This window comes from Roseiflexus sp. RS-1, from assembly GCF_000016665.1.
Lineage (GTDB): Bacteria > Chloroflexota > Chloroflexia > Chloroflexales > Roseiflexaceae > Roseiflexus.
In genome coordinates, this window is the sequence record NC_009523.1 from 1,011,719 (window position 1) to 1,026,560 (window position 14,842).

A 14,842-nucleotide genomic window follows, 5' to 3' on the forward strand; every position below is an offset into this window, starting at 1 on the left:
TGCAGAGCGAAAAAGCAATGGAGCGGCGCCTATGCAAAAACGCATCGGCATTATCGATCTGGGATCGAACACCACGCGCATGATCGTGATGGGGTACACGCCACATCACTCCTTCCGCCTGCTCGACGAAGTGCGCGAAAGCGTGCGCCTGGCGGAGGGCATCGGTCCCGACGGTCGACTGAAACCGGCAGCGATGGATCGGGCGGTTGCGACGATGCGTTTGTTCCATACGCTGAGTCACTCGGAGCATGTGCAGACGATCGTTCCGGTTGCGACGAGCGCCGTCCGCGAGGCGACCAATCAGGCGGAATTCATTGCCCGTCTTGCCGCCGAAGCGGGTCTGTCGATGCGGGTGCTCAGCGCGCGCGAGGAGGCATACTACGGTTACCTCGGCGTCGTCAATTCGATCGACCTGCGCGATGGGTTCGTCATCGATATTGGCGGCGGTAGCACGCAGGTGTCGCAGGTGCGCGGGCGCGGCTTCCTGCGCTGGTTCAGTCAGCCTATCGGTGCGTTGCGCGCAATGGAACGGTTCGTTCACTCCGACCCGATCAGCCCCAAGGATTTTCGCGCGCTCGAAGCGGGCATCGCCGACTATTTTGCCCCGCTCGATTGGTTGAGCGTCGATCAGGGTCCGATGCTGGTCGGCATTGGCGGCACCATCCGCACGCTGGCGGAGATCGATCAAAAAGTACACACCTATCCCCTTGATCGCATTCACGGATACGTACTGACACGCGATCGTCTCGAGGCGCTGATCGAACGCCTGCGCGGCATGAACCAGCGCCAGCGTGAGGAAGTTCCCGGTCTGCGGCGTGATCGCGCCGATCTCATCCTTCCCGGCGCTGTCATCCTGGCGCACCTGATGCGACGTGGCGGGTTCGAGGCGCTGACCGTCGGTGGTCAGGGGTTGCGCGAAGGGATTTTTTACGAGCACTTCCTGGTTGGCGAGCAACCGCCGTTATTCGCCGATATGCGCAGTTTCAGCGTGCAGAACCTGGCGCGCATCTACAACTACGAGGTGTTGCATGCCGCCAAGGTGCGCGATCTGGCATTGTCGATGTTCGACCAGCTTCGCCCGCTGCACAATTATGGCGAGTGGGAACGCACGCTCCTCGCTTACGCGGCAACCCTGCACGATATTGGATTGGCGGTCAACTATTACGACCATCATAAACACGGGGCGTATCTGGTGCTGAACAGCGCGTTGCAGGGGTTCACCCACCGCGAGATTGCGCTGATCGCGCTCCTGGTTCAGTTCCACCGCAAGGGAGATGTGTCGCTCGGGGCGTTGCGCGAACTGCTGCATCCCGACGATGAGCCGCGCGTTTCCCGACTGGCGGCGCTGCTCCGGATCGCCGAATATCTGGAGCGTCGGAAGTGTCAGGTGGTGCAGGATATTACCGTCGAGATTGGCGATACGATCCGGATGACGGCGCGCACGGTCGGTGATGCAACCGTGGAGATCTGGGACGCGAACCGTGGAGCGCGGTTGTTCCGCAAGGCGTATGGGCGTGATGTAGAGATCGTCTGACTGTCTGGCAGAAGCGACACGGAGCAGGATCGGGCAATGGCGGTTGACCCAACGGTTACGCTTCATCACCGTGTTCGGATCGCTTCAACACCTCTCGACTGCGTCCATCTTCCGCCGGACCGACAATCCCCTGTTGTTCGAGCAGATCGATGAGTTGCGCCGCTTTGCTGTAGCCGATACGCAGCCGGCGTTGCAGCAGCGACGCCGATGCGCGCGAGTGCTGTTGCACCAGTTTGATCGCCTGTGGCAGCAGTTCGTCCTGTTCGGCTGCGCTGAGGAACTCGCCAGGCGGTTGCATGCCGCTCTGTTCGTCGGGCTGTTCCTTCGTCGCTGCGCCAGTTTTCTTCTGATCATCACCCGTTTCCGGCGGCGTGGCATTGCGCCAGAACTGCACGATCCGCTCCACTTCCGCTTCTGAGACCCAGGTGCCCTGCAGGCGGATCGGGCGCGCCGCGTCCGCCGCCATATAGAGCATATCACCGCGCCCAAGCAACTGTTCGGCGCCGTTCATATCGAGAATGACGCGCGAGTCGGTCTGCGAGGTGACGGCAAAAGCGATCCGGGTCGGGAAGTTCGCCTTGATCAACCCGGTCACCACGTCCACCGATGGGCGCTGTGTGGCGATAACGAGGTGGATGCCGGTTGCGCGCGCCATCTGCGCCAGGCGGCAGATCAACGTCTCGACCTCGTCCGGCGCCATCATCATCAGGTCCGCCAGTTCGTCGATAATGATAACAATGTAGGGGAGCGGTTCGAGATCGGCGCGGCGACGCGCAGCGCTGTTATACCCTTCGATATTGCGAAAACCATACCGCGCGAACACTTTGTACCGGCGCTCCATCTCGCGCGTCGCCCACTTCAACGTCGGCACCACCCGTTCGAGTTCCGTCACAACCGGCGAGAGCATATGCGGAATCCGGTTGTAGACGATCAACTCGACCATCTTCGGGTCGACCATGATGAACTTCAATTCGTCAGGGGTATGTTTGAGCAGCAACGAGCAGACCAGCGCATTAATGCCCGCACTCTTGCCGGTGCCAGTCGCACCAGCCATCAGTGCGTGCGGCATCCGGTCGAGCGCGGCAATCACCGGCGTTCCAGAGACATCCTTGCCGAGGGGCCATTTCAGCCGCCCTTTTGTGCGCTCGAACTCTTCGCTCTCGATCACTTCGCGCATACCGACGATTGAAATCGCGGAGTTGGGGATCTCGATGCCGATCACGTTCTTGCCAGGAATGGGCGCTTCGATGCGGATGGACGTTGCCGCCAGCGCCAGCGCCAGGTCTTTCTCCAGGGTAGTGATTTTGGAAACCTTGACGCCGACCGCCGGCTGCAGCTCGAACTGCGTTACGGCAGGACCGGTGTTCACCCCGACGACCTGCGCCTCGACTTTGAAACTCGCCAGCGTCTCTTCGATCAGGCGCGACCGCAGCCGCTTCTCTTCATCGGTGATCGTGCCTTCCGGGTAACGTTCCAGCACGTCGAGCGACGGCAGGGGCCAGGCGCGGTGCACCGGCGAAATCTCAAAACCTTCGAGCGCTTTTTGCACGACTTCTGAAGGCGCACCTGGCGTCGGTGTTGTCAGCAGACTGGTGAGCAGCGTCGTATTGCCGGGGGTGGCGTTTCCCGGATCGGCTTTGGGTGCAGGCTCAGCGGTTGGTTGTTGCGCCGGTGTGCGACGTGCGCGCGTTTCAGGGCGCTGAAACAGACTGGCGCGCGTTGGACGTTCAGCAATCGGCGTGGGCACAATATCGTCGCTGCCGGACTGCGGCGATGGAACATCGTTCGTCGCTGCGTTTTTGTCAGGCGCCGGCTGGCGCGTCGCCAGCACAGACGGCTCAGCAGCGTGTTTTCGACCCGGATTCCATACCGTTGCCCAGAAACGCGCACCACCATCGCGCAGCGACGAGAACAACTCGTGCAGGGTAATGTCGAAGGTCAGTAAGATACCTGCCAGCCCTGTCAGACATACAACCACAAATGCCGCCGGTCGTCCGATTGCCTGTGAGAGAAGCGCCAGCACGGCATATCCGGCGATGCCGCCCCCTTCGCCGACGCGCGCATCGAGACCCTCGCGCACGCCGATCGAAAACTCCAGCAGCACCAGCAGTGCCATCAGCACCAGTGCCGTGCCGATCACCGTCGCGCCGGTCAGACGTACATCCTCATACTGTTCCTGGAGGAGGATTGCCAGCCCCAACAACCCAAGCGACAACGGAACCACCAGCGCGCCCCACCCCAGCAGGCGGCGGGTCAGTTCGACCCATGAGGCGCCGATCACGCCAGCCGTGCCAGTCACATAGAAAACGACCGTTACTGCTGCGACTGCAATAAGACCAAGCGCGAACAATTCGCGCTGATGCTCGGGACGCAGCGCAGGGGGCGATGCCGCACTGGTGCGTTTCCGCCGCGCACCTGCCGATTTGCGCCCTGATGATGATTGCTTTGCGCGAGCCATAATCGTCGCTCTGGCGCCGATCCGAAATCAGACAGTATCACAGTAACATATGTTCGCATAGGTTGCAAGCAGAGTGAATACAGGGCGTCGGAGCGGTTCAACAGGCGTACTGCAGCAAATCCAGTTCGCCAATGCGCACCAGGTTATAGCAGTTCTCAGATACGTTGACCCTTGTCCAGGTCTGCCGTGTCGCGCGAGACGCCCGCGTCCAGCGGAGTGTAGACCGAAATTTATTTCGGTCACCGCGTGGGGCGCGCAATTCCCAGGAGCGTTCAACCTCGTTCAACAGGTTCAATCTTTGTGACAACTACTATAATCAGCGCTGAAGCATCGCAGACAACAATCATGGTGATGGTGATAGCCGACCAGACTCTTTCAGCGTCTGAACGTCCTTTTCATACTCCATCTGATCATAGTGGACAGGAATCCCCCGACTACCCGGAAGTTGCTGAGCTGAGAGCTTCAGCCCCACGGCAAGGGCGCATACCGGATTTATTTCTCAATCTCCATTAGCCCCACGGCTAGCGCAGTATAGCGGATTTATAGCAGTTCTGGAGATATGTTGACCCTTGACCGGATTTCTGGGGCGTTCCATCTTCGCCGCTGGCGGGCTGAAGCCCTGGCTGAGGTCGGGCAAGCCCTACGGGCTGGATCAATCCAGGTTCCTCCGGCATATGGCAAGGATAACCGACACGCCAGCCCCGCAGGGGCTTCCACGCGCTCAGGGAGGGCTTATGGTCTTTGAGTAAATAATCCGCTATAGCCCGCGCAGGCGGGCTTCGCATTATATAGCCGAGGGCTTTAGCCCGACGGCAAAAGGCGCATACCGGATTTATTTCTCAATCTCCATCAGCCCACACGCGCAACATCGCGCCCGCGCAGGCGGGCTTCGCCTTCGATAGCCGAGGGCTTTAGCCCGACGGCTAGCGCGGGATAGCGGATTTATTTCTCAATCTCCATCAGCCCGCACGCGCAACGTCGCGCCTGCGCAGGCGGGCTTTGCCTTGCATAGCCGAGGGCTTCAGCCCCACGGCTAGCGCGGGATAGCGGAATAAATTCTCAATCTTCATAATTTCGGTCTACGAGAGAAGTACGCCGAAATGTATTTCGGCACATCGCAGGTCTCACAGGAGGTCGAACGCTCCGCCGGAAAGCGGACGCCTCGCGCGACATCTCTCCGCGTGCTCCGCGTCTCTGTGTGCATCGGACCGGCTCACGCGGAGTAACTGTGTTGCTTGTCAAGGGGCGCTCGTATGCACAGCCGGATCCCAGGGCTTTTGCTGACGCAATATTGCGCCGAGAATAGTCAGCAGCTTGCGCATCGCAGCGACGATGGCGACCTTGCGCGGCTTGCCAGCTTGACACAGGCGCTGATCGAAGGCGCGCCTGACCAGACGGCGCCGCGTGGCCGCCAGGGTCGCCATGTACAACACGCTGCGCACATCCCTCCTGCCGCCGGAGATATGCCGGGGTTTGTGCTGTGCGCCGCTCTGATTGGCATACGGCGCAACGCCCACAACGGCCGCCGCTTCCTTGCGATTGATGGTCCCCAGTTCGGGCAGGCGGAGCAGCAGGTTCAGTGCGGTGATCGCGCCGATGCCGGGCACGCTTTCGCGCAGCTCCCGTTTCCGGCGCACCTCGTCGGTGCGCTCCGCCTCGTTGTCGCGTTCCTGCTCAAGCGCACGGATCTCCTGATCCAGCCAATCAATATGCTGCTGGATGCCCGGGCGGAGGTTCGGCGCGGCAGCCGTCAACCGATTGATCTCAGCCGTCCGCATCTGAATCACCTGCTCCCGCCGGACCAGCAGGTCGCGCAAGGATGCGCGCTGCTCGTCCGTCGCTTGGTGGTGCGGCGGGCGCACCCGTTCGGCAAAGCGGGCGAGCAACCGGGCATCCAGGCGGTCGGTCTTCGCCTGGCGTCCTTCCGCGTGCGCCAGGGCGCGCACGCGGCGTGGCTGCACCCGCGCCGTCGGCAAGCCAGCCTGGAGCAGTTGGGCGAACACCATGCGCTCCAGCCCGCCGGTCGCCTCCAGCACAATCAGGGTCGGCTGCAGGCGCTGGAGTCGCGTGACCAGGAGCTGGACACCTTCGTCGGTAGACGGTATCGTCTCGCGTGGCGCGTGCGGGTCGGCGCCAAACGCCACATCCAGCGTCTGTTTGGAGACATCAATGCCGATAAAGAGCGACTCACGGGAAGCCATACACAGAACCTCCTGAGGAAAACGGCGCCAGCCTTGCTAGCATATGCGGGTTTGAGGGCCCAGATAACTGTTCGGCTTGGTCGCGTTGAAGGACACGGCTACCCAACACTCCGCGGCGATCTCGTGAACCTGGCGCAGAACGGTATACCGTGTCCCGTTAGATTATACTAGGCGCGAAGGCGCGGAGAGCGGGAACGCAGCGCTCACAAGGCTGGTCAGACGGAGTTGCACTCGTCGCCGGAAGCGGGCGCCTCTCGCGCGACACGGCAGGCACGGACGAAGATCTCAAGGAGTATGACAGTCACACTGGCAGGCAAAGGCGCTGCCTTCGCCTGCCGGCTTCTGTTCCTGTGGAGGGCGACGGTTCACCGCACGATCAGGCTCTTGCCGGTCATCTGCGGCGCCGGATCGAGACCCAGGAGGTCGAGGATCGTCGGCGCCACATCGGCGAGCCGTCCGCCGTCGCGCAACGCCACCTGCCCTTTGTCCAGCCCTAAACCTGGAGCGGCGATCAGATACGTGGGTACCGGGTTAGTCGTGTGGGCGGTGTGCGGTCCACCGGTCTCCGGGTCGATCATGAGTTCGGCGTTGCCGTGGTCTGCCATGACAAGCGCCACGCCGCCACGTGCAACCACCGCATCGACGATTGCGCCGGTGCATTCATCGACAACTTCGCATGCTTTCACCACCGCCGGGATCACGCCGGTGTGCCCGACCATGTCCGGGTTCGCGTAGTTGACCAGAATGAAATCATACTGATCGGACGCGATCGCGTGCAGCACGACATCACGCACGCCGTAGGCGCTCATTTCCGGTTTGAGGTCGTAGGTTGGCACGTCCTTCGGCGAAGGCACGATCTGCCAGTCCTCACCGGGGAAGGGTTGCTCGCGCCCGCCGTTGAAGAAGAAGGTGACATGCGGATATTTCTCGGTTTCCGCTGCATGGAACTGCCGCAGCCCGGCGTCGCTGATCACTTTTGCCAGCGGCACAGCCACATCATCGTTCTGGAACGCGACCTGGTACGGCATGTTCTTCTCGTACTCGGTCATTGCAATATAGATCAGGTCGCGCAACATCTCACGCTCGAAGCCATCGAAGTCGGGCAGGGTGAAGGCGCGACTGATCTGTCGCACCCGGTCGGCGCGGAAGTTGAAACAGACGACCGCATCGCCATCGCCGATGGTCGCCACCGGTTGACCGGCTTCATCCACGATCACCGCCGGCTTGATGAACTCATCGGTCACACCTTCGTCATACGAGCGCTGGATCGCCGTCAGCGCGTCGGGGGCGGGACGCCCGACGCCCTTCGTCAGCAGATCATACGCCTGCTTTGTGCGATCCCAGCGTTTGTCGCGATCCATCGCATAGTAGCGCCCCACCACCGAAGCGACTCGACCGATCTGGCGTTCCGCCATAAATGCGAGCAGATCACGCGCAAATTCAATCCCGCTCTGCGGCATGGTATCGCGCCCATCGGTGAAGAGATGCACATAGACGCGCTCCAGACCTTCGCGTTTCGCCAGTTCGAGCAGCGCTTTGGTATGGTTAACGTGACTGTGCACACCGCCTGGACCGAGCAGTCCCATCAGATGCAGCGCCGTGCCGCGGTCTCTGACAGTGCGGAAAGCGGTGCAGAGCACCGGATTGGTGAAAAACGTTCCATCAGCGATCGAGTCGTCGATCACCGTAATATCCTGGCGCACAATGAACCCGGCGCCCAGGTTCAGATGCCCCACTTCAGAATTGCCCATCTGACCGGTCGGCAAGCCGACGTCCTTTCCGGCAGCGCGCACCAGCGTAAACGGGCATTCGGCGCGCCAGCGGTCATCGTATGGCGTGCGCGCCAGTTTGACCCCGTTCCCCTCGATCTCATCACGTTCGCCCCACCCGTCGCGGATGACCAGCAGAACCGGTCGCGGTCGCGAAATGGTAGTCATAGGTCTCTCACCTTTCGATTCACTTCTTTCGGGCGGATGCACCCTTGCCGCGCGGCGCCTGGGCAGGCGATTTGCCGCTGCGTGGTTGTGGGTTCGCGGGTGGCGGAGCGGCGCGTCCACGCGGAACCTGTGACGTCGGCGGTCTGGTTGCCGTTGCTTGTGGCGCCGGTTGCGCTGGCGTATCCGCAGCAACCGCCGCGTGCTGATCCGTCTGGCGCTGTTGCAGCAGAGCGATCAGTTCTTCCTCACGACCCCAGTGGCAGACCTTGAACTTCTTCCCGCTCCCGCACGGGCAGGGTTCGTTGCGACCGGGGAGACGCACACTGTGGCGAACCGTCCGCGCTCCCTTTGCATTGCCATCGGCAGCGCCCGCCTGTTGCGCAGCAAGCAGGCGTCGCTGCTGCTCGGCTTCCACCTGGCGCAGATGCTGCTCGTACTGGAAGGAAACCGGAATAATCTGGTAGACGATGTCGCGCTGGATATTGGCTTTCAGTTCTTCGAACATCGCGTAGGCATTCCGCTGATACTCGATGAGCGGATCGCGCTGCGCGACAGCCTGCAACCCGATCTCCTGACGCAGATCCTCCATGCCGGTCAGGTAATCGATCCATTGACGGTCGATAGCGCTGAGCATCATGCGCCGTTCGACGAGGCGCATGTTCTCTTCGCCGATGGCTTTCTCGCGCTCCTGGTAGTCGTCCTCGATTGCCTGCATGATCGCATCTTCGATCTCCTGGCGCGAGAGATGTTCAAGCTGCTCCGGCGACAGTTTCGTTTCGTCGAGCAACGGGTCGATTGTGCGCACTGCGCGCACCAATCCTTCGATATCCCACTCCTCGAAGTCGTCGGCGCGCCCCTTCGTTTCTGGCAGGTAGCGTTCAACCAGGGCATGCACCTCATCGGCGATCATGTCGAGCACCCGCTCGCGCATGTTCTCGCCTTCCAGAATCCTGCGCCGGTCGGCGTAGATGACCGTGCGTTGCTTGTTCATCACATCGTCGAACTCGACGGTATGTTTGCGAATATCGAAGTTGTATCCCTCAACGCGCGTTTGAGCGCTTTCGATGGTACGATTGATCAACCCGGCTTCGATCGGCAGGCTGTCATCGACGCCGAGCCGCTCCATCAGCCCCTTGACACGGTCCATCGGACCGAAGCGCCGCAGCAGGTCATCTTCGAGCGACAGATAGAAGCGCGAAGAACCGGGATCACCCTGACGACCGGCGCGCCCGCGCAGCTGGTTGTCGATACGCCGCGATTCGTGGCGTTCGGTGCCGATGATGTGCAACCCGCCCAGTTCACGCACCTCTTTACCCTCAGCTTCAGTGATGCGCCGTGCTTCTTCCTGCGCTGCCCGGATCTGTTCCGGCGTCGCCTGCTCGATCTTAATGCCGCGTTGCGCAAGAATCTCTTCAATCAGACCATCCGGGTTGCCGCCGAGCAGAATGTCGGTGCCGCGCCCCGCCATATTCGTGGCAATGGTCACTGCGCCCTTGCGCCCCGCCTGCGCCACGATCCGCGCTTCGCGCTCGTGGTACTTGGCGTTCAGCACTTCATGCTTGATGCCGCGCCGTTTCAGCATTTCGCTCAACCGCTCAGAAGTCTCGACCGACGTGGTGCCGACCAGCACCGGTCGCCCGATGGCGTGCATTTCCTCGATCTCCCGGATCACCGCCTCGAACTTCGCCTTCTCAGACCGGTAGATCTGGTCATCATAATCCTTGCGGATCATCGGGCGGTGCGTCGGAATGACGACGACTTCCAGATTGTAGATCTTGGCGAACTCCTCACGTTCGGTGTAGGCAGTACCGGTCATACCGGCAAGTTTCTGGTACATGCGGAAGTAGTTCTGGAACGTGATCGTCGCCAGGGTAACATTCTCCTGGCGCGGCTTCACGCCCTCCTTCGCCTCCACCGCCTGGTGCAGACCGTCGGACCAGCGGCGCCCTGGCATCTTGCGACCGGTGAACTCATCGACGATGATGACCTCGCCATGTTCGACAATGTAATCCCGGTCGCGCTGGTAGATGAACTCGGCCCGCAGCGCATTGTCCAGATAGTGGGTCAGGCGGTAGTATTTCGGGTCATAGAGCGATTCCCCTTCAGGAATCTTCAGCAATCGCTCGATCTTCGCCACACCCTGATCGGTCAACTGAATACTCTTCGAGCGCGGTTCGATGACGAAATCGCCCTCCGGATCCTCGATCATCTGCTTCTTGATCTGGTCGGGCGTGTAGGGGCTGGGTTTGAGATGGCGCACCAGCGTGGCAAACCGGCGATATTCATCGCCGCTCTCCTGCGCCGGACCGGAAATGATCAACGGCGTGCGCGCCTCGTCGATCAGAATATTGTCCACCTCATCGACAATCGCATAGTGCAGTTCACGCTGCACCAGTTGCGCAAGATCCCACGCCATATTGTCGCGCAGGTAGTCGAACCCGAACTCGTTGTTCGTTCCATAGGTAATATCCGCAAGGTAGGCTTCGCGCCGCGAACAGGGACGCCAGTGAACCAGACGTCGATCGTCGGGGTTCGCCTTTGGATCGACATAATCCGGATCGTAGATCGCCGAATATTCATGCGAAATTGTGGCGACGCTCAGCCCAAGCAGATGGTAGATCGGTCCCATCCATCCTGCTCCGACTTTCGCCAGATAGTCGTTGACCGTGACCAGATGGCATCCCCTGCCGGTCAGCGCATTCAGATAGAGCGGCAGGGTCGCCACCAGCGTTTTCCCTTCGCCGGTCTTCATCTCGGCGATCTTGCCCTGGTGCAGCACAATGCCGCCTATCAACTGCACGTCGTAGTGGCGCTGACCAATCGTGCGGCGCGCCGCCTCCCGCACGACGGCAAACGCTTCGGGAAGCAGATCGTCAAGCGTTTCGCCATCGGCGAGACGCTGCTTGAACTCGTCGGTTTTGGCACGCAGTTCAGCGTTGGAGAGCGCCTCGACCGATGGTTCGAGGCTGTTGATCCGCCGCACGATCGGTTCGATCTGCTTGATTGCGCGATCCGGACCAAAGCCGAGTAGTTTCTCGAAAAATGCTTTCATTGGATCTCCTCCGCGTTTTGCGGATGGAATGTGCTGTTGCGAAACGGCTTCACAGCAACGTGTGGAAATGCGTCGTGTGCCTGTGAATCTGGCGCTTTGTCCGGTGCACCCATACGCGAACATGCCTGTCGCATACGTGCGCCGAAGCGGTATGCGCGGAAAGACGATCATGCGCCCATCGGTGGTGCATTATAGCATACGCAGTTCTTCTCTGAGCGCCTGCGCATCGCGCGTTGCGCTGACGCACACTGCGTGCTATCATCCAGAACAACGCCCTGCACAGTGCTGCTCAGGGACGATGGCGCCCTTGTGTGACAGGAACGCAGACTGTGGTCTGCGATGTATTGTATGACGACCACTCCTTCCGCTTTTCCCCGGTTGTATCAGGATGACCATGCGCACAGGCGATTCGCCGTGCAACACGGCGTGAGCGCGCTCTTCCTGGCAGTACTGACAGTCGTTCTGTTGCTTATCACCGAACCGCAGATCGGATTGACGTGGGACGAGCCGGTGTACCTGATGGCAGCGAGGTCGTATGCAGCCTGGTTCGAGCATCTGGCGACGGATCCCGGCGATGCGCTTCAACCGGGGACGATCAAGCGCTTTTGGGAAATAAACCACGAACATCCCCCGCTCGACAAAATCTGGTCGGGAATGGTGTGGATGATGGCGCGCCAGTTTCTCGATGACCTGCCAGCCCAGCGGTTGGGAAATATGATCCTGGTCGCCATCGCAGTCGGTGCGCTGTACACTGCTGTGGCGAGCAGTTTTGGCGTATGGGCAGGAATTGCGTCGGCGGTTGCACTGATCAGTCTGCCGCGTTTCTTCTTCCATGCGCATCTGGCGGCGCTCGACGTTCCGGCAGCGGTCGCGTTCTTCCTGGCGACGATGCTCTTCTGGCATACCCGTCACCGCAGCAGCGTCGCCTGGGATGTAGCGCTCGGCGTCGCCTGGGGCGCGGCGCTGGCAACGAAAATCAATGCATTGTTCGTCCTGCCGATGATCTTTCTCTGGACGCTGGCGTTCGCCCGTCAGGCGTTTCTGGTGCGGCGCATGTTCATCGCGGGGATCATCGGTCTGCCGACGTTTGTCGGGTTCTGGCCCTGGCTGTACCACGACACCGTGGCACGGTTGATCGCGTACATCCGCTTCATTACCGTGGATCACTGGGAGATTGGGCAGTGGTACTTCGGTGAGGCGTATATGCCTCCTCCGTGGCACTTCCCGTTTGTAATGCTGGTTGCTGTGACGCCGCTGGCAATCTTGATTCTGGCGTTCGCTGGCATGATCCGCGGTGTTGTCGCCCTCCGTTCTTCCAGGCAAACGGAGCGTGATCAGGGGTCACAGATTGCGCTCTGGTCGCTCGGCGTACTCGTGCCGCTGCTGGCGCTGACGACGGGGCGCACGATGGTGTATGACAATGAGCGTTTGTTCATGCCGTCATTTCTCTTCGTTGCCGCCCTGGCTGGCATTGGGCTCGACGGATTTGGGCGTGCGTTGCGCCGTGCCCTCGAACGGCGCGCGCTGGCGCGCTTCACGACGCCAGCGGTTGTGCTTGGGTGCGCTGTGCTGTTCGCACCACACCTGACGATTGCCGCACATATGTATCCGCACCTGCTCTCCTACTACTCGGAAACGGTGGGAGGCTTGCGCGGAGCGACGCGCCTGGGGCTGGAAACGACCTACTGGTGCGAAACCTATGCGCAGGCGCTGCCGTACATCAATGCCCACGCGTCGCCGGGCGCCGTCGTCTGGACAGAGGACTGGAGCCACGATGTGCTGCTCACCTACCAGTTCATCGGTCGGCTGCGTCCTGATGTGCGCGTCGCGCTCGCACCCGGCGCCGGGTCGCTGTTCAGTCGGTATGGGCTGGAAGGTACGCCAGCTGACATCTCGGATGCCGATTATGTGATTGTTACCTACCGGCAGACCGGATTTGCAGCACATCCCAAGATCGAACGCTGGATGGCGGGTCGCCAGCCGATCGTGCGTATTGAACGGTATGGCGTGCCGCTCATGGAATTGTACGAACAACCGCGCATTCGCTGATTATGATTGCAGGAATCATCCTGGCAGCCGGGTCGTCATCGCGCATGGGGCAGCCCAAGCAACTCCTCGATTGGGGCGGTCGTCCGCTTGTGCGCGTGATCGCCGCAACCGCGCTCGCCGCCGCGCTCGATGAGGTCATCGTCGTCACTGCCGACGCCGATGCAGCGGTTGCAGCGGCGCTCGCCGACCTGCCGATCCGGATCGTGCCCAACCCGCGCGCAGCGGAGGGTCAGAGCACCTCGCTGTGCGCCGGTATTGCTGCACTCTCCGCCGGTGTCGAGGCAGCGCTCATCCTGCTCGGCGATCAACCGTTCGTGACTGCTGCAATCATCAATGCGCTGATCGATGCCTGGCGCGACCGGCGCGTACCGGTCGTTGCGCCGGTGTTCGCCGGCGTGCGTGGCAATCCGGTGCTGTTCGATCGGGCGATGTTTGGAGAATTGTTGACCATCGAAGGGGATCAGGGCGCGCGTGGGGTGATTGCCCGCGATCCGACGCGGGTGCATCTCATCCATTTCGATGATGAGCGCCCGTTGCTCGACATCGATACGCCTGAAGCTTATACGCGCGCCCGCCGTTTGCTCGACGTATAAATGAGGTTGCGCTATGTTTCTTGCGACGCTCCCCATCGACCAGGCGGTCGGTCATATTCTACGTCATAATATCGCCGATGCCGCCGGACATAAGGCGCTGCCGAAGGGAAAGCGCCTGACCGATGATGATGTGACGCGCCTGCGCGCGCTGGGAATTGCTTCGGTGCGCGTGGCAGTGCTGGAGCCGGGTGATGTTCATGAGGACGCAGCCGCCAGGCGTCTTGCTGCGGTTGTCTGCCGTCCGGGTGTGACGGCGACCGACGCCGTGCATAGCCGGGTGAATCTGCTTGCAGAGGCGGATGGGGTGGTCGTGGTGGAAAAAGCAGCGCTCCTGGCAATCAATGCGATCGACGGACTGACCATTGCCACGCTGCCGAACCATGCGCTGGTCCGTCGGCGCAGGCGCGTCGCAACGATCAAGATCATTCCATTTGCGCTGCCCGAAGCGCTGGTTCAACAGGCGGAGCGGATTGGCGTCGATGCAGGCGGCGTCGTAGGAGTACGACCATTGCAGCAACGACAGGTTGGCGTGCTGCTGGTCGTCAGCCCCGAAGCGCGCGAGCGCATCACGCGACTGGTGCTTCCCGCCATCGAAGCCCGTGTGACAGAACTCGGCTCGACAGTGGGCGCGGTACGTTACGCTGCACTGGACGAGCACGAAGTGGCGGAAGGGATTGCTGCACTCCACGCCGCTGGCGCCGATCTGCTGATTACTGCCGGTGAAACATCGATCATGGATCGCGATGATGTAACACCGCAGGGTATTCGGATGGCTGGTGGACATATCGAGCACTACGGTGCGCCGGTCGAACCGGGGAACCTGCTCTTACTGGCATACCTGGACGACGGAACCCCGCAGGGGATACCGATCCTCGGCGCGCCTGGCTGCGTCCGCTCCCGCGCGACCAACATCGTTGATCTGTTGCTGCCGCGATTGCTGAGCGGCGAGCGCATCACCCGACGCGACATTATCGATCTGGGGCATGGCGGGTTGCTGGAACGGTGAGAAGGGGAAAAG

The 14,842-nt window shown here is 61.2% G+C and carries 8 protein-coding genes; 4 read left to right on the forward strand and 4 right to left on the reverse strand.

Features of this window, described 5'->3' with window-relative positions; all coding sequences use genetic code 11:
• The first annotated feature begins 31 nt into the window (after positions 1–31).
• On the forward strand, positions 32–1,534 hold the full coding sequence (locus ROSERS_RS04240) for a Ppx/GppA phosphatase family protein (protein WP_011955587.1): 1,503 nt from the start codon (positions 32–34) through the stop codon (positions 1,532–1,534).
• A 55-nt stretch (positions 1,535–1,589) separates the two neighbouring features.
• Here the strand turns inward: ROSERS_RS04240 and ROSERS_RS04245 are convergent, their stop codons facing one another.
• The 4 genes from ROSERS_RS04245 to secA all read right to left on the reverse strand — a co-directional run bounded on the left by ROSERS_RS04245 (position 1,590) and on the right by secA (position 11,182).
• A complete protein-coding gene (locus ROSERS_RS04245) occupies positions 1,590–3,992 on the reverse strand; it encodes a DNA translocase FtsK (protein ID WP_011955588.1) in 2,403 nt (800 codons plus the stop codon).
• Positions 3,993–5,230: 1,238 nt separating this feature from the next.
• A complete protein-coding gene (locus tag ROSERS_RS04255; RefSeq protein ID WP_011955589.1) occupies positions 5,231–6,193 on the reverse strand; it encodes an IS110-like element ISRfsp2 family transposase in 963 nt (320 codons plus the stop codon).
• A 365-nt stretch (positions 6,194–6,558) separates the two neighbouring features.
• Positions 6,559–8,121 (reverse strand): 2,3-bisphosphoglycerate-independent phosphoglycerate mutase, encoded by a 1,563-nt coding sequence (gpmI, locus tag ROSERS_RS04260; RefSeq protein WP_041334762.1) that lies wholly within the window; start codon positions 8,119–8,121, stop codon positions 6,559–6,561.
• A 28-nt stretch (positions 8,122–8,149) separates the two neighbouring features.
• Positions 8,150–11,182: a preprotein translocase subunit SecA gene (secA, locus tag ROSERS_RS04265; RefSeq protein WP_011955591.1), complete on the reverse strand. Its 3,033-nt coding sequence runs from the start codon at positions 11,180–11,182 to the stop codon at positions 8,150–8,152.
• Between the two features lie 348 nt (positions 11,183–11,530).
• Here secA and ROSERS_RS04270 point away from each other — a divergent pair, with 348 nt between their 5' ends.
• The 3 genes from ROSERS_RS04270 to ROSERS_RS04280 are packed head-to-tail and all read left to right on the forward strand — an operon-like array spanning position 11,531 to position 14,830.
• The gene (locus tag ROSERS_RS04270) at positions 11,531–13,231 is read left to right on the forward strand and encodes an ArnT family glycosyltransferase (RefSeq protein ID WP_157040966.1); all 1,701 of its coding nucleotides are present in this window, start codon (positions 11,531–11,533) and stop codon (positions 13,229–13,231) included.
• A gap of 2 nt (positions 13,232–13,233) precedes the next feature.
• On the forward strand, positions 13,234–13,824 hold the full coding sequence (locus ROSERS_RS04275; protein ID WP_011955593.1) for a nucleotidyltransferase family protein: 591 nt from the start codon (positions 13,234–13,236) through the stop codon (positions 13,822–13,824).
• A 13-nt stretch (positions 13,825–13,837) separates the two neighbouring features.
• Entirely contained in the window at positions 13,838–14,830 is a 993-nt protein-coding gene (locus tag ROSERS_RS04280) for a molybdopterin-binding protein (protein WP_011955594.1), read from the forward strand.
• Positions 14,831–14,842: the final 12 nt, after the last annotated feature.